The sequence below is a fragment of the Streptomyces sp. NPDC006624 genome (assembly GCF_040611555.1).
Classification (GTDB): domain Bacteria; phylum Actinomycetota; class Actinomycetes; order Streptomycetales; family Streptomycetaceae; genus Streptomyces.
In genome coordinates this window covers 402,851-417,694 of sequence record NZ_JBEXOM010000005.1, presented here as the reverse complement: position 1 = coordinate 417,694, position 14,844 = coordinate 402,851, and the positions used below count along the sequence as shown (strand labels likewise).

Genomic DNA, 14,844 nt, shown 5'->3' with positions numbered 1-14,844 from the left:
CGGTCAGGGTGCTGCCCACAGGCCCCGGACGTGCCCCAGGTGCCGGGTCATCGCCGCCCGGACGGCCTCCTCGTCGCGGGCGAGCAGCGCGTCCAGGATCTCCAGGTGCTCCTCGGCGGACGCCTCCAGCCGCCCTTGCTCCACCAGCGCGGTCAGCCCGTACAGCCGGGAGCGGCGCCGGAGGTCCCGTACGACGTCGACGAGATGGGCGTTGCCGGCGAGGGCGAGCAGACCGAGGTGGAAGCGCAGGTCGGCCTCGACGTACGCGATGAGGTCGCCCGACGCGGCCGAGGCGACGATCTCGTGGGCGACCGGCCGCAGCGCCTCCAGGGCCACCGGGTCGGCCGTGGCGGCCAGGCCCGCCGTGGTGGGGATCTCGATCAGCGCGCGGATGTGCGTGTACTCGTCGAGCTGCTGGTCGGAGACGGCGGTGACCCGGAAACCCTTGTTGGGGACGGTGTCGACCAGGCCCTCCTTGGCGAGGTCGAGCATGGCCTCGCGGACGGGGGTGGCGGAGACGCCGAAGCGGGCGGCGAGGGCGGGGGCCGAGTAGACCTCGCCGGGGCGCAGTTCACCCGCGATCAGCGCGGCCCGCAGCGCGTCCGCGACCCGTTCCCGGTGGCTGGGCTTCCTGCTGCCGAGCACGGGCAGGGCGGGGGTGTGCTGCGGGGCCATGACGGTCGGGGTCTCCTCGTGGTGGACGGGCGGGGCCGGGGTCTACAGGACGAACCCGGCCGGGAAGGGGTCCTCGGGGTCGAGCAGGTACTGGGCGGTGCCGGTGATCCAGGCGCGTCCGGTGAAGCTGGGCAGGACGGCCGGGTGTCCGGCGACCTCGGTGGTGCCGAGCAGTCTGCCGGTGAACCGGGTGCCGATGAAGGACTCGTTCACGAACTCGGTGTGCAGCGGGAGTTCGCCGCGCGCGTGCAGCTGCGCCATGCGGGCGCTGGTGCCGGTGCCGCAGGGCGAGCGGTCGAACCAGCCCGGGTGGATGGCCATGGCGTGCCGGGAGTGCCGGGCGGTGGAGCCGGGGGCGGCCAGGTAGACGTGGTGGAGGCCGTGGATGGAGGGGTCCTCGGGGTGGACGGGCGGATCCTCGGCGTTGACGGCAGCCATGAGGGACAGGCCCGCGGCGAGGATCTCGTCCTTGCGGGACCGGTCGAAGGGCAGGCCGAACCGCTCCAGCGGCAGGACGGCGTAGAAGTTGCCGCCGAAGGCGAGGTCGTAGGTCACCGTCCGCCCGTCGGCGAGGGTGGCCCGGCGGTCGAGGCCGACGGCGAACGAGGGCACGTTGCGCAGGGTGACCGCCCGGGCGGCGCCGTCCTCGACCGCGACCTCGGCGACGACGGGGCCCGCCGGGGTGTCGAGCCGGATGGTGGTGACCGGTTCGACGGCCTCGACCATGCCGGTCTCGACCAGCACGGTCGCCACGCCGATGGTGCCGTGCCCGCACATCGGCAGATAGCCGGAGACCTCGATGTAGACCACGCCCCAGTCGCAGTCGGGCCGGGTCGGCGGCTGGAGGATCGCGCCGCTCATGGCGGAGTGGCCGCGCGGCTCGTTCATCAGCAACCGCTTGACGTCGTCGCGGTGTTCGCGGAACCACAGCCGCCGCTCGTTCATGGTGGCGCCGGGGATGGTGCCGATGCCGCCGGTGATCACCCGGGTCGGCATGCCCTCGGTGTGCGAGTCGACGGCGTGCAGGACGAGTCTGCTGCGCATGACCGTTCCTTCGTTAGGCGAGTCCGGCCGCGACGGCCTTCTCGGTGGCGGCCCGGACGGCGGCTGCCTGCCCGGGCAGCAGCGGCACCCGGGGCGGACGGCAGGGCCCGCCGTGCCGCCCGACCACGTCCATGGACAGCTTGATGGCCTGGACGAACTCCACCCGCGAGTCCCAGCGCAGCAGCGGGTGCAGCTGCCGGTAGAGGGGCAGCGCGGCGGCGAGGTCGCCGCCGGCGGCCGCGCGGTACAGCTCGGCCGAGGCCCGGGGCAGCGCGTTCGGATAGCCCGCCACCCAGCCCTTCGCGCCCGCGACGGCCAGCTCCAGCAGGACGTCGTCGGCGCCGGCCAGCAGGTCCAGTTCCGGGGCGAGTTCGGCGATCCGGTAGGCGCGGCGGACGTCGCCGGAGAACTCCTTCACCGCCCGGATGTGCCCCTCGCCGTGCAGCCGGGCGAGCAGTTCCGGCACCAGGTCGACCTTGGTGTCGATCGGGTTGTTGTACGCCACGACCGGCAGGCCCGCGGCGGCGACCTCGGCGTAGTGCGCGACGACGGACCGCTCGTCGGCGCGGTAGGCGTTCGGCGGCAGCAGCATCACCGCGTGGCAGCCGGCGTCACCGGCCTGCTCGGCCCAGCGCCGGGCCTCCGCGGACCCGTAGGCGGCGACGCCGGGCATCACGCGCTCGCCGCCGACCGCGGCGACGGCCGTCTCGACGACCCGGGCCCGCTCCTCGGGCGTGAGCACCTGGTACTCGCCGAGGGAGCCGTTCGGCACGACGCCGTCGCAGCCGTTCGCCACGAGCCAGGCGCAGTGCTCGGCGTACCGGTCGTGGTCCACGGACAGGTCGTCGGTCAGCGGGAGCGCGGTGGCGACGAGGACGCCGCGCCAGGGGCGGTGGTCGGTCATGACAGTCCCTCCTGGAGGTGGTGCCGGGCGAGGACGCCGAGCGGTACGGGACGCGCGAACGGCCGTGCGGGCGGGGCGGGTTCACAGCCGGCGAGCCCGGCGACGGCCGTGTGGCACATCCGGCCCTGGCACCAGCCCATGCCGGCCCGGGTCAGCAGCTTCACGGTCCGCTCGTCGCCCGCCCCGAGGTCCAGCGCGTCGCGCACGGCCCCGGCGGTGACCTCCTCGCAGCGGCAGACCACGGTGTCGTCGGTGACCTGCTCGGGCCAGTGCGCGGGCGGCGCGTAGGCGGATGCGAGGGCGCGCGCGGCCGCACCGAGCCTCGTACGGGCCTTGAGGGCGGCCGGGGCCGGGGCGAGGGCGGTGTCATAGGTGGACGAGCCGGGTTCCGTGCCGTGGAGTCGGGCCGCGGCGGAGCAGCCGGCGATGTGGCCCTCGGCGAGGGCGAGCGCGGCGCCGCCGATGCCGGTGGCCTCCCCGGCCGCCCACACGCCGGGGACGTCGGTGCGCTGCTCGGCGTCCACCGCCACGGCGAGCCCGTCGAGGCGGCAGCCGAGACCCCCCGCGAGGTCGGTGTGGGGGAGCATGCCGTGGCCGACGGCGAGGGTGTCGCAGGGCAGCCGCCGTTCGGTGCCGGGCCGGACGCGGCCGTCTGCGCCGAGCGCGGCGACGGTGACGCCGGTCAGCCGGTCGTCGCCGTGGGCGCGGACGACGGTGTGGCGGGCGAGGTACGGCACGCGGTGGCGCAGCAGCCGGGCGGCGTGGCCGGCGCCCTCCGGGAGCTTGCCGGCCAGGGCCGGGCCGTGCCGGGCCAGGCGCAGCGCACCGGTGGACTCCACGAGCGCGGCGACCTCCACCCCGGCTGCGGCCAGTCCGGTCGCGGCGGGCAGCAGCAGCGGGCCGGTCCCGGCCACCACCGCCCTGCGACCCGGCACCACCAGTGCGCCTTTGAGCATCGCCTGCGCTCCCCCGGCGGTCACGACGCCCGGGAGGGTCCAGCCGGGGAAGGGCAGCACCCGTTCGTAGCCGCCGGTGGCCAGGAGCACGGCCCGGGCGCGCACCTCGGCGGGGTCGCGCTGCTCCGGTCCGCGCAGCGCGTGCACGGTGAAGCCCCCGGGCCCGTTCTCCACGCACCAGACGTGATGGTCGGTCAGGACGCGTACGGCACTGGCGGCGAGCCCGTCCCGCAGCCGCTCCCAGGTGCGCCACCGGTGGTGCAGCGCCCCGGGCCGCTCGGCGCCGAGTCCGGCGGCGGGCTGCCGGTAGAACTGGCCGCCCGGTTCGGTCGCGGCGTCGACGAGCGTGACGCGCACGCCGCGCGCGGAGGCCGCCAGCGCCGCGGCGAGCCCGGCCGGGCCGGCCCCGATCACGGCGAGGTCAGTGCGCATCGCCCACCTCCGCGTGTCCTGTTGCGTCCTGCGTCTCGATGACGTCACCCGGCCGGGCCGGCACCAGGCAGGCCCGCTGGCCGGGGCGCGCGTTGACGGTGACGAGGCAGTCGAAGCAGACGCCGATGCCGCAGAACACCCCGCGCGGACGGCCCCCGCCCCGCGTGGTGTGCCAGGAGGTGACCCCGGCGGCCCACAGCACGGCGGCGATCGTCTGCCCGGGCAGTGCGTCGACCGGCCGCCCGTCGAAGGTGACCGTGAAGGCGGGGCCGGGTCTCGCCCCCGCCAGCTCCAGCGGGTTCACTCGGCCTCCTCGTGGAAGCGGTCGGGGCGGAACGGCGTGAGGTCCAGGCCGGGTTCCCGGCCGGTCAGTGCCCGGGCGATCAGCCGGCCGGTGCCGGTGGCCAGTCCGACGCCCGCGCCCTCGTGCCCGCAGGCGTGCAGGAGCCCTGGCACCCGGGGGTCGGGGCCGATCGCGGGCAGGTGGTCCGGCAGATACGGCCGGAAGCCGGCGTAGGCCCGTACGGCCCGGACGTCGGCGAGGAACGGGAAGAGCCCGGTGGCGCCCGCCGCCAGGGCCCGCAGGGCGGGGAGCGACAAGGACCGGTCGAAGCCGACCCGTTCGCGGCTGGCGCCGATGAGGACGGGCCCGGCGGGGGTTCCCTCCACGACCGGGGAGGTCTGCAGCGCGGCGGAGTCGCTCGCGACGTCGGCCACGTAGTCCGCGGCGTACACCTTGTGCCGGATGCGGGGCGGCAGCGGCTCGGTGACGAGGACGAAACCGCGCCGCGGCAGCACCGGCAGCGGCGCCCCGGCCCGGGCCGCCACCTCGCCGCCCCAGGTGCCGGCCGCGTTGACGACCGCGGGGGCGTGGAGGTCGCCCCGTTCGGTCCGTACGCCCCGCACGCGGCCGTCGGTGCCCCGGAGCACGTCCGTCACCTCACGGCCGGTGACCAGCCGGGCGCCCGAGGCGCGCAGCAGGTGGGCCGCCGCCAGGGCGGGCATCACCTGGGCGTCCTGCGGGTAGTGCATGCCGCCCGCGAGGCCGGGGGCCAGGTGCGGTTCCAGGTCGGGGAGCCGGTCGGGCGACACCGCGACGGCCTCGACCCCGGCGGCGCGCTGGCCCGCCGCGAGCTTCTCCAGTGCGGCCAGCGCCGTCTCGCTGCGGGCGACGACGACACCGCCCTTCGCCTCGTACTCGACGGCCCGGCCCAGCCCTTGGCCGGCCAGCTCGGCCCAGAGCCGGGCGGACAGCAGGGCCAGGCCGAGCTCCGGTCCGGGTTCCTTGTCGGAGACGAGGAGGTTCCCCTCCCCCGCGCCGGTGGTGCCGCCGGCCACCGCGCCCCGGTCGACCACGACGACGTCGAGGCCGGCGCGGGCCGCGTACAGGGCGCAGGCGGCGCCGACCACTCCGGCTCCGACCACTACGACATCGCAGGTCAGCGACTCGCTCACGCCAGTACCATGTCACACACCACACGGGCTGGGAAGGGTGCCGACAGGCAGGACGGGCCGGGTGGCCTCCTCGGCGGGCGGCGCCGGACGCGGTCAGTCGGCCGCCGGGACGACCCTCAGGTGGGAGGCGCCGCGGCGCGTCCGGCGCTCCCGGGAGGGGGTGCGGCGGGCGTCGCGCAGGACGAAGGTGAGGCGGGTGCAGCCCAGTTCCTCGAGCGTCCGCGACGACTCGACGACGACACGGCAGTCGGTGGCGCCCCAGCGGGGATCCGGGTGCAGCAGCGGCCGTACGGCTCCGTCGAGCTCGGCGGCACCCTCCCCCACCGCGCGGATCCAGTGCGGCAGGCCGTGCCGGTAGGCGGCTTCCATGATCGGGTCCTGGGCGATGTCCCGGCGGAGGGACTGCAGCCCCTGGTCGGGTCCGTAGGTCTCCACGGTCCGGGCGAAGTGCGCGAGCATCGGCAGGCACCAGCTCGCCTCGTGCTCGCCGAGCACCGTGGGGGCGTCGGGGTGGAAGAGCACGAACCGCAGGAAGTTGTCCCCGGGCATGGCGGTGGGGTGCGGGCCGACGCCGCCGAAAAGTGACCGGAAGGCACTGTTGGTCAGCACCGTGTCCCAGCAGTGGTCGACGACGAGGGAGGGCAGGGAGACGGCCTCCAGAAGCGCGGCGCAGTCCTCCAGGTAGGCCTGGGCCTCGGGAGTGTCGGGGACGGGCCGCGGTGCCGGCCGCTGCCCTCCTGCCTGGTATGCCATCGGGAGGTCACCCCTCTTGCCTGTGCGGCCCTACGCGGCGCCCCGATCCTGGTGCCCCGGCCTGAGGTGTGTCAACTATCGTGGCATTTCCTGTCTGTTGACGGCTGAAATTGGCCACAGTTGTGGCGAGACCTGGATGTGAGTTCGAGGCACCGGCTACGCTCCGGGAAGTTCACGCCGGGGTAGTTCACGGCATCCTCATGTGAGAAGCCTGTGAGAGACGTAGGAGATCTGTCGGTGACGGGTGGCTTCGTCGAAGGTCCGGGCGCCACGCCGACGGCCGTGCCGGCGGCCGTCGTCTCCCGTGTCACCGCGCTCGCCGACCGGCTCGGCGTGCCGCACGCCGAGGTCTTCGACACGGGCCGGCTCTCCGTCGCCTCCGGCGTCCCGGAACCGGTGGTGAAGGCCCTGCTGAGCGGGCGGCCCGCGGGCGAGCCGGATGTGCAGGCCCGGTTCCTGCAGCGTCTTGACCTGCTGCGCCGGACCCGGCTCAAGCCCAACGGCCGCAAGTACACCCAGCAGGAGATCGCCGACGGCGCGGGCATGTCCCGGCAGCAGGCCGGCGCCCTGATCAACGGCGACCGCCGGCCGACCATGGAGCACTGCGACGCGCTCCAGCGGTTCTTCCGGGTGCACGCGGGCTTCCTCACGGCGGAGGACCCCGAGGCCCTGGTGAGCGCGCTCCAGCACACCGAGCAGGAGTTGCTGCAGAAGCTCGCCGACCGTGAGCGGGAGGCCGCCGCGGCGGCGGACGACCCGCTGGAGCGGCTGTTGCAGGACCACGGCGTGCGCGGCATCGCCTGGCGGGCCGCGCAGCTGCCCACCGACCAGCACCGCGACAAGGTCGCGGAGTGGCTGGACATGCTCCTGGAGAGCGTCAAGCGGCCCGAGTCGTGACCGTGGGGAGAACTGTGGGCATCGGTAAGCACATGCGCCGCCTGTGCGGCGAGCTGGTCGCGGAGCTGACCCTCCCGGCGCCGGCGCGGCCCGACGAGCTGTACACCGCGCTGTGCGACGCCATGAGCAGACGCCGCGGCCGCCCCGTCCGCTTCCGTACGGCCCCCTTCCCGCCCGGCACCGCCAGCGGGCTGTGGCTCGACATGGCCGAGCAGGACCTGGTGGTGATCGAGGAACGCACCGCCCCCGACCACCAGTTGGTGATCCTGGGGCACGAGCTGTGGCACATGAACGCCGGGCACTGCTCCCATCACGTCGAGGGCGCGGCCGTCGCGGCCCGGATGCTCGACGACGGGGCGGACCTCCAGGCGACCGTACTGAAGGTGGCCGCGCGGACCCGGTTCGACCTGGACGACGAGCGGGAGGCGGAGAGCTTCGGGTTACTCCTCGCCAGCAAGTGCCGTGCCTGGCTGACCGGTTCGGCGTCCAGGGGGCCGCTGCAGCGGGACCATCTGGCGGGGCGGATCGAGGCGTCGCTGGGGTACCGGGGACAGCAGGGCTGACGGGGCGGCCGGGTCTGCGCCGAGCGGGCGAACCGGGCGGCGGCGGGACCGGATTGTCAGTGGTGGACGGCAAGCTGGTGGTGCGGCCCCGCTGTGCGGGGGCGCGCGCGCCGCGAGGCGCGGCACCGACGACGCCGACACGGGGAGAGCCGACCGATGCCCACCGCCGTACTGACCGACCGTGAACGCACCGCCGTCCAGGCCTATCTGCGGCTGCTGCACACCGTCCGGGCCGCCTTCGACCTGGAGACCGGCCCCCCGGTCGTCCCGCCCGCCGTACTCGCCGACGCGGAACAGGCCTTGGAGCGCGCGGGCCTGACGGGCAACGAGGAGGCGTTCTTCCGCCTGCTGCAGACCTGGGTCCCGGAACCGCGTTCCTGAGGGGGCTGGGGACGGGGTTGCCGGATTCCTGACGGGCTTGGACCAGGTCAGGGGTGCGGTACGGCGATCGCCGTCGCGACCAGGCCGCGGTCGGTCGTCCAGCGGCCGTCGAAGTGGTCGAGGCGGCGGCCGCCGACCAGCGGTCCGGGGACGAGGAGCGTGGCGCGCAGCCCGCCGTCCGCGGTGAGCTCGATGTCGGCCTCCATGAAGTCCAGCCACTGGCCGGTGAGGGGGAACCACGCCTTGTAGACGGCCTCCTTGGCGCTGAACAGCAGCCGGTCCCAGTGGACGTCGGGGTGACCGGCCGCCAGCCGCCGCAGCCGGTCGGCCTCGGCCGGCAGGGCCACGGACGACAGGACGCCTTCGGGCAGCGGTCCGTGGATCTCGGCGTCGATCCCGAGGGAGGCCAGGTCGGCGCTGCGGACCAGGGCGGCGGCGCAGTAGCCGTCGCAGTGGGTCATGCTGCCGGCCAGACCCGCCGGCCAGAGCGGGGCGCCGCGCTCCCCGGGCAGGATCGGCTGCGGGGGCACCCCGAGCTTGTCCATGGCGCGCCGGGCGCAGGAGCGTACGACGGCGAACTCCCGCCGCCGTTTGGCGACCGCCCGGGTCATGAGCGCCGCCTCCTCCGGGTACAGCGGGCTGTCCGCGTCCTCGTGGCCGTAGGCCTCCACGGTGACGACGGTGCGGGGCAGCAGTTCCTCGATCACCGTTTCTCGCCCTCCCTCGGCAGGATGCGCCGCAGTCGCCCCGGCGGCTCGGACCGCTTGCGCCACTCGCGGGGGTAGCCCACCGACACCTCCTCGAAGCGCACGCCCTCGTGGAAGGTGGTGCGGGGGATGTGCAGATGGCCGTAGACCATGGTGTCCACGCGGAACCTGCGGTGCCAGTCGGCGGTCAGGCCGGTGCCGCACCACATCGCGAACTCGGGGTGCCACAGGACGTCCATCGGGTGCCGGTGCAGCGGGTAGTGGTTGACGGGGACGACCGGCAGGTCCGCGGGCAGCTCGGCGAGTCGGCGTTCGGTCTGCGCGACCCGGGCCCGGCACCACTCCTCGCGGCTCGGGTACGGATTGGGGTGCAGGAAGTACTCGTCGGTGCACACGATGCCCGTGCCGTGCGCGTACTCCAGGCCCTGCTCCTTGGTCGTGCACCCGGCCGGCAGGAAGGAGTAGTCGTACAACAGGAAGAGCGGGGCGACGACCACCGGGCCGCCGGGGCCGTCCCAGACGGGGTAGGGGTCCTCGGGTGTCGTGACGCCCAGTTCCCGGCACAGGTCGACCAGGTGCGCGTAGCGGGCGGCGCCGCGCAGCGTGACGGCGTCGCTCGGATGGGTCCACAGCTCGTGGTTCCCGGGCACCCAGACGACCTTGCGGAAGCGGCCCGCGAGTGTGGTGAGGGCCCAGCGGATGTCCGCGACGGTCTCGGCGACGTCACCGGCGACGAGCAGCCAGTCGTCGTCCGACCCGGGCCGCATGCGCTCGACCAGGGCGCGGTTCTCCGGATATCCGATGTGCAGGTCGCTGATGGCCAGCAGCTGTCCGGCTCCCCCGGCCGTCGGCATCGCCTCTCGCCCCCTCCGCGCTCGCTCGAGCCTCCCCAAGAGATCACATCCACGTGCCCGGGGACAAGGGCGGCCGGCCGGCGCCGGGCGGAAGATACGTTCACACGAGCGTTGCACGGGAACGGTCGCCCAGGCCGTATGATCTGGCCCAACACCACCGCCTGGAATTTCCCTTCAACGGGGCGGTTTGGTGTCCCTCCATTCCCCCTGCCCGGGCACGGGCCGCTGAGCCCTGCCCGCGAACCGTGAAAGGCGGCCTGCATGGTCTCTCGCGTACGCGTCTGGCTCAACCGCACGTACGCGGAGAACGTGTTCTTCATGGATCAGCTGCGGAGAAATCCCAGCGACCGGGCCGTCGAGATCCACGCCACCCACGGCGACCCCGACTCCCCCGTGCTGGCCGCCGCCGACACCGCCGAGCTGGAGCCCGAGGGGCTGTCCCCGGCCGGATACGTCGAATACGCGCTGGCCCAGTGCGCGCGGCGCGGCATCGACGTGTTCGTGCCGCGGCTGCACCAGTCGGCGATCGTGGCGCACCGCGCGGAGTTCGAGGCGGCCGGCACGGCCGTGCTGGCGCCGCCGCCCGAGGCGGTGGCCGTCTTCCACGACAAGGTGATCGCGTACGAGGCGGTCCAGGCGATCGGTGTGCCGGTGCCGCCGTGGTGGCGGGTCCGCACGGGTGACGAACTCGTGTCCGCAGTCGAGCAGCTGGAGGCCGCCGGTCACAAGGCGTGCTTCAAGCCGGCGTCCGGGGCGGGCGGGGTGGGGTTCCGTGTGATCACGCGTACGCCCTTCTTGCTGACGCAGCTGAACGGGTTCCCGAGCCCGTACGTACCGCTCGACCTGGTGCTGGAGGCGCTGGGGCAGGCCGAGGAGCCGGTCGACTGGCTGGTGATGCCGCGCCTGGAGCAGCCCGAGGTGTCGGTGGACTGCCTGACCGGTCCGGACAACCGGGTCCGGCTCGCCGTGGGCCGCACCAAGAACGGGCGCCGGCGTGGCTTCACCCTGCACGAGCGGTGGCTGGACCCGGCCCGGCGGATCGCGGAGGGCTTCGGACTGCACTACCTGTCCAACATCCAGTTCCGGATGCTCGGCGAGCAGCCGGTCCTCATGGACGTCAACACCCGCCCGGCCGGCGGGTTGCACCAGCTGTCCCTGTGCGGTGTCAACGCCCCGTGGGCGGCCGTGCAGCTGGCGCTCGGCGAGGACCCGGGCGAGATGGCCCCGCCGTTCCTGGGCCAGGACTACACGGTGGTGTCCGGACCGCGCCCGCTGCGGCCGGTGTCGCTGCCGCAGCAGCGGCCGGAGACGACGGCGGACGTGCAGCGCCCGGACCCGGCGGCGCACCCGCTGCCGGCGGTGGCGGCGGGCCACGTCACGACGGCCCCGCAGGCGGGGGCGGTCGAGGCCCTGCGCCTCTAGCCCGGCCTTCCGCCCTCGGCGTGCCGACCGGCTGCCGGCTCGTCCTCGGGGCTCCGGCCGGCAGCCGCACCGCTCAGGACGGTCCTCATCCGGAGCACCGGATTGAGGGGCTCGACGAGTTCCTTCGTGACGACGGCCACGAGTGGCGCGGGTGCCTCACCGTCCGGCAGCGCGCCGACGTAGGCGAGGGCGTCCGCGGGCGAGAGCACGGGCAGCTTCCGGCGCAGGGCCCGGGCGGCGTGCGTGCGTCCCCGGGCGGCGGCGAGTTCGCGCAGCTCGTCGTGCAGATCGTCCACCGCGGTGCGCACCGGAAGCCCGCGTATCCGGGCCCGGTAGTCGGCCTCCCACGCCCCGGTCACCGCGGAGACGGCGCCGATCGTGTGCAGTCCGCCGTCGACGCGGTCGACCAGGTACGGCCCGTTGCCGGCCAGTCCGCACGCCGGGTTCCCGGTGCGCAGGTACTCCTCGGAGTCCCAGCTCACGAGCCACACCAGTTCGTGCTCCTCGACGTCGGCCACCGCCGTGCGCAGCGCGTCCACACCCTTGGCGCGCCACTCCCGGTACTCACGCTCCAGCTGTTCCCGGACGGCCCGGACGGCGGCCTCTCGCTCGATCACCTGTGCAGCATGCCGTACGGCCGCCGCCTCCGGCCGGCGCATACGGAGGCGGCGGCCGGGGATCAGCCCCGGCGCAGACGCAGCGTGAGGATCTGGAAAGGTCGCAGTGCGAGTGCGACGGCGTCGCCGGTGTGGTCCGCGTCGGCCAGCGGGCGTTCCAGCAGATCGGTGACCTGGGCGGAGGCGAGGGGGAAGCCGGTGCGCAGGGTGCCGGTGGCGCGGCCGCCGCGGGATTCGTAGAGCCGTACGACGACGTCGCCCGAGGTGTCGTCGGCGAGCTTGACCGCCTCCACGGTCACGCCCTCGCCCTCGACGGAGACCACCGGTGCGGGCGCGCCGGCCGCGTCGGCCGTCCGGAGCGGGAGGTTGAGGGCGTAGCCCTCGGCGACGGCGTCCTCGATGCGCGCGCCGGGCAGCAGCGCGTAGGTGAAGCGGTGGCGGCCCTGGTCGGCCTCGGGGTCCGGGATGCGCGGGGCGCGGACCAGGGAGAGGCGCACGGTGGTCGTGGTGCCTCCCCCGGCCTCCGGCCGGGCTGACCCATGACTCGCTTCGCTCGCCTCGCGGACCGTGCGGGTGACGTCGTGGCCGTAGGTCGAGTCGTTGATGACGGCGACGCCGTAGCCGGGTTCGCCGAGGTGCACCCAGCGGTGGCCGCAGACCTCGAAGCGGGCCGCCTCCCAGGTGGTGTTGGTGTGGGTGGGGCGCTGGACGTGGCCGAACTGGATCTCGGCGGAGGAGTGCGCGGCGCGGATGTCGACCGGGAAGGCGGCCTTGAGGATCTTCTCGGTCTCGTGCCAGTCGATGTCGGTCTCGAAGTCGACACGGGGGCTGCCGGCGCGGACGGTGATCGTCTGGGTGATCCTCGATCCCTTGCCGAACTCCCGCTCGACGCGGATCGCGCCGATGAGCGGGTCCTGCTCGACGACGGTGACGGACGAGGCGTCGAGGAGGTCGGTGTAGCGGTTGCGGTAGTGCTTGTCGATGTCCCAGGCGTCCCAGTGGTTGGGCAGGTCGGTGTGCAGGCGGAGCAGGTTGCCGGGCGCGGCGAGGACCTCGCGGCCGGCGCGCAGGTCGTACACCGAGGCCAGGGTGCCGTCCTCGGCGACCTCCACCCGGACGAGCCCGTTGTCGAGGACCCGGCCGTCCACCGTCACCGGGTGTGCGGGCTCGGCGCCGGTCAGGGGCGCCGAGCCGTTCGCGGGCACCCGCACGTACACCGGGGTGCCGTCGAGGGCGCGGATCACCTCGGCCCGGTCGTGGGGAGCGGCGTTGAAGACGCGGGGTCCGCCGGTGCCCAGCGCGGCCACCGCCTCGGCCGTCAGCGCCCGCAGCTCGCGCGTGACGCGGGCGTACTCGGCCTCGGCCTCGCGGTGCACCCAGGCGATGGAGGAGCCGGGCAGGATGTCGTGGAACTGGTGCAGCAGCACCGTCTTCCACAGCCGGTCCAGCTTCTCGTACGGGTAGTCGTAGCCCGGCGCGTGCAGGGCGGCCGTGGTCGCCCACAGCTCGGCCTCGCGCAGCAGGTGCTCGCAGCGGCGGTTGCCCTGCTTGGTGCGGGCCTGGGAGGTGTAGGTGGCGCGGTGCAGCTCCAGGTAGAGCTCGCCGACCCACACGGGTGCGTCCGGGTACTCCTCGCGGGCCTTGGCGAAGAACGCGTCGGGGTGTTCGACGACGACCTTCGCGGAGCCCTCCAGGTCGGCGAGCCGGCGGGCGCGTTCCATGATCTCGCGGGTGGGGCCGCCGCCGCCGTCGCCCCAGCCGAAGGGGGCCAGGGAGCGGGAGGCGCCGCCCTTCTCCGCGTAGTTGCGGACCGCGCGGGCCATCTCCACGCCGCTGAAGCGGGCGTTGTAGGTGTCGACCGGCGGGAAGTGCGTGAAGATGCGGGTGCCGTCGATGCCCTCCCACCAGAAGGTGTGGTGGGGGAACCTGTTGGTCTGGTTCCAGGAGATCTTCTGGGTGAGGAACCACTCGTTGCCGGCGAGCTTGGCGAGCTGCGGGTAGGCGGCGTTGTAGCCGAAGGAGTCCGGCAGCCACACGCCCTTGGTCTCGATGCCGAAGTGCTCGATGAAGAACCGCTTGCCGTGGACGAACTGGCGGGCGACGGCCTCGCCGCCGGGCATGTTGCCGTCGGCCTCCACCCACATGCCGCCGACCGGCACCCACTGGCCCTTCTTCACGGCCTCCTGGATGCGGGACCAGACCTTGGGGTAGTGGTCGCGCACCCACTCGTACTGCTGGGCCTGCGAGCAGGCGAAGACGAAGTCGTCGTACTCGTCGGCCAGCGAGGTGACGTTGGAGAAGGTGCGGGACGTCTTGCGCTTGGTCTCGCGGATCGGCCAGAGCCACGCGGAGTCGATGTGGGCGTGGCCGACACCGGAGACCGTGTGCGCGCTGGCGTGCGCGGGCTTGGACAGCACCGGCTTCAGCGCCTCGCGCACGGCGGGGGCGGAGCCGGAGACGTCGTCCAGGTCGAGCAGGTCCATCGCCCGGTCGAGGGCGTGGGCGATCTCGTGCCGGCGCGGGTCGTGCTCGCCCAGCTCCAGCATCAGCTCGCGCAGCACCTGGACGTCGAGGTCGAGGTGGAAAACGTGCTCGTCGAGGACGGCGACGTCGGCGCTGCGGAAGGTGTAGAGGGGCCGGTCACCGGCGGTCAGTTTGTCGCCGAGGAGGGTGGGCGCGGCGAAGCCGTCGGCGAGGATGTCGGGGTTGGAGGCGGCCTCGACCAGGTAGTCGACCGTCTCGCCGCCGGTGGCCGGGTTGGCGACGGCCACGTACTGGTTGAGCGGGTTGACGGCCTTGAGCGGGGTGCCGTCGGGCAGGTGGACCAGGGCCTCGGCCTGGTTGCCGGGCCAGTCGCCGGTGAAGCCCAGGTCGATGACGGCCTCGACGCGCCGGCCGGCCCACTCCCCGGGGACGCGGCCGCGCATGCGGAACCAGGTGGTGCCCCAGGGCGGGCCCCACGGGGTGCCCATGGCGAAGGGCTCGTAGGGGGCGGCGGCCGCCTCCTCGAACGGGACCGGCTCCCCCGGCGCCTGCCAGGCCTCGACCTCGAGGGGGACCCTGGCCGCGTGGATGGCGGACTTGATGCGCTGGTCGTGAAGGCGCTGCACGCGCTCCTCGATCCGGTGGCGTTCGTCGTGCATGCGGTGTCTCCAGGGAACGGGAGGAGCGGTTGGGAAAGCGC

General features: G+C 74.2%; 15 protein-coding genes. 4 read left to right on the top strand and 11 right to left on the bottom strand.

Features of this window, described 5'->3' with window-relative positions; genetic code table 11:
* Positions 1-3: 3 nt before the first annotated feature.
* From ABZY20_RS12605 to ABZY20_RS12575, 7 genes are all read right to left on the bottom strand, one after another.
* On the bottom strand, positions 4-675 hold the full coding sequence (locus ABZY20_RS12605) for a GntR family transcriptional regulator (RefSeq protein ID WP_356440558.1): 672 nt from the start codon (positions 673-675) through the stop codon (positions 4-6).
* Positions 676-717: 42 nt separating this feature from the next.
* Positions 718-1,719 carry a proline racemase family protein gene (locus ABZY20_RS12600; RefSeq protein WP_356440556.1) on the bottom strand — a complete coding sequence of 334 codons (1,002 nt, stop codon included), beginning with the start codon at positions 1,717-1,719 and terminating at the stop codon, positions 718-720.
* 13 nt (positions 1,720-1,732) lie between these two features.
* Positions 1,733-2,623 carry a dihydrodipicolinate synthase family protein gene (locus ABZY20_RS12595; RefSeq protein ID WP_356440553.1) on the bottom strand — a complete coding sequence of 297 codons (891 nt, stop codon included), beginning with the start codon at positions 2,621-2,623 and terminating at the stop codon, positions 1,733-1,735.
* Positions 2,620-4,011, bottom strand: coding sequence for an FAD-dependent oxidoreductase (locus tag ABZY20_RS12590; RefSeq protein WP_356440550.1), 1,392 nt, complete (start codon positions 4,009-4,011; stop codon positions 2,620-2,622). The genes ABZY20_RS12595 and ABZY20_RS12590 overlap by 4 nt, the downstream gene beginning before the upstream one ends.
* Positions 4,001-4,315 carry a (2Fe-2S)-binding protein gene (locus ABZY20_RS12585; RefSeq protein WP_356440547.1) on the bottom strand — a complete coding sequence of 105 codons (315 nt, stop codon included), beginning with the start codon at positions 4,313-4,315 and terminating at the stop codon, positions 4,001-4,003. Before ABZY20_RS12585 ends, ABZY20_RS12590 begins: the two co-directional genes overlap by 11 nt.
* Entirely contained in the window at positions 4,312-5,466 is a 1,155-nt protein-coding gene (locus tag ABZY20_RS12580) for an FAD-binding oxidoreductase (protein ID WP_356440544.1), read from the bottom strand. The genes ABZY20_RS12585 and ABZY20_RS12580 overlap by 4 nt, the downstream gene beginning before the upstream one ends.
* Before the next feature lie 93 nt (positions 5,467-5,559).
* Complete coding sequence (locus tag ABZY20_RS12575; protein ID WP_356440541.1) at positions 5,560-6,219, bottom strand: hypothetical protein; 660 nt, start codon at positions 6,217-6,219, stop codon at positions 5,560-5,562.
* Positions 6,220-6,456: 237 nt separating this feature from the next.
* On the opposite strand from ABZY20_RS12575, the gene ABZY20_RS12570 reads away from it, so the two are divergent.
* The 3 genes from ABZY20_RS12570 (at position 6,457) to ABZY20_RS12560 (ending at position 8,060) form a co-directional block, all read left to right on the top strand.
* Positions 6,457-7,116, top strand: a complete 660-nt coding sequence (locus ABZY20_RS12570) for a helix-turn-helix transcriptional regulator (RefSeq protein ID WP_356440538.1) — start codon at positions 6,457-6,459, stop codon at positions 7,114-7,116.
* A 32-nt stretch (positions 7,117-7,148) separates the two neighbouring features.
* A complete protein-coding gene (locus tag ABZY20_RS12565) occupies positions 7,149-7,679 on the top strand; it encodes a toxin-antitoxin system, toxin component (protein ID WP_356440744.1) in 531 nt (176 codons plus the stop codon).
* Between the two features lie 156 nt (positions 7,680-7,835).
* Positions 7,836-8,060 carry a hypothetical protein gene (locus ABZY20_RS12560; RefSeq protein ID WP_356440535.1) on the top strand — a complete coding sequence of 75 codons (225 nt, stop codon included), beginning with the start codon at positions 7,836-7,838 and terminating at the stop codon, positions 8,058-8,060.
* 47 nt (positions 8,061-8,107) lie between these two features.
* Here ABZY20_RS12560 and ABZY20_RS12555 read toward each other — a convergent pair whose 3' ends face one another.
* Positions 8,108-8,767: a 4'-phosphopantetheinyl transferase superfamily protein gene (locus ABZY20_RS12555; protein WP_356440532.1), complete on the bottom strand. Its 660-nt coding sequence runs from the start codon at positions 8,765-8,767 to the stop codon at positions 8,108-8,110.
* Positions 8,764-9,621, bottom strand: coding sequence for a metallophosphoesterase (locus ABZY20_RS12550; RefSeq protein ID WP_356440529.1), 858 nt, complete (start codon positions 9,619-9,621; stop codon positions 8,764-8,766). Before ABZY20_RS12550 ends, ABZY20_RS12555 begins: the two co-directional genes overlap by 4 nt.
* 261 nt (positions 9,622-9,882) lie before the next feature.
* Here ABZY20_RS12550 and ABZY20_RS12545 point away from each other — a divergent pair, with 261 nt between their 5' ends.
* A complete protein-coding gene (locus tag ABZY20_RS12545) occupies positions 9,883-11,043 on the top strand; it encodes an ATP-grasp domain-containing protein (RefSeq protein ID WP_356440526.1) in 1,161 nt (386 codons plus the stop codon).
* On the opposite strand, the gene ABZY20_RS12540 is transcribed toward ABZY20_RS12545, so the two are convergent.
* Together ABZY20_RS12540 and ABZY20_RS12535 are read right to left on the bottom strand one after the other, a co-directional pair.
* Entirely contained in the window at positions 11,040-11,660 is a 621-nt protein-coding gene (locus ABZY20_RS12540; RefSeq protein WP_356440523.1) for a YrhB domain-containing protein, read from the bottom strand. The two genes, ABZY20_RS12545 and ABZY20_RS12540, sit on opposite strands and share 4 nt — an antisense overlap.
* A gap of 62 nt (positions 11,661-11,722) precedes the next feature.
* On the bottom strand, positions 11,723-14,803 hold the full coding sequence (locus ABZY20_RS12535) for a glycoside hydrolase family 38 C-terminal domain-containing protein (protein WP_356440520.1): 3,081 nt from the start codon (positions 14,801-14,803) through the stop codon (positions 11,723-11,725).
* Positions 14,804-14,844 lie beyond the last annotated feature (41 nt).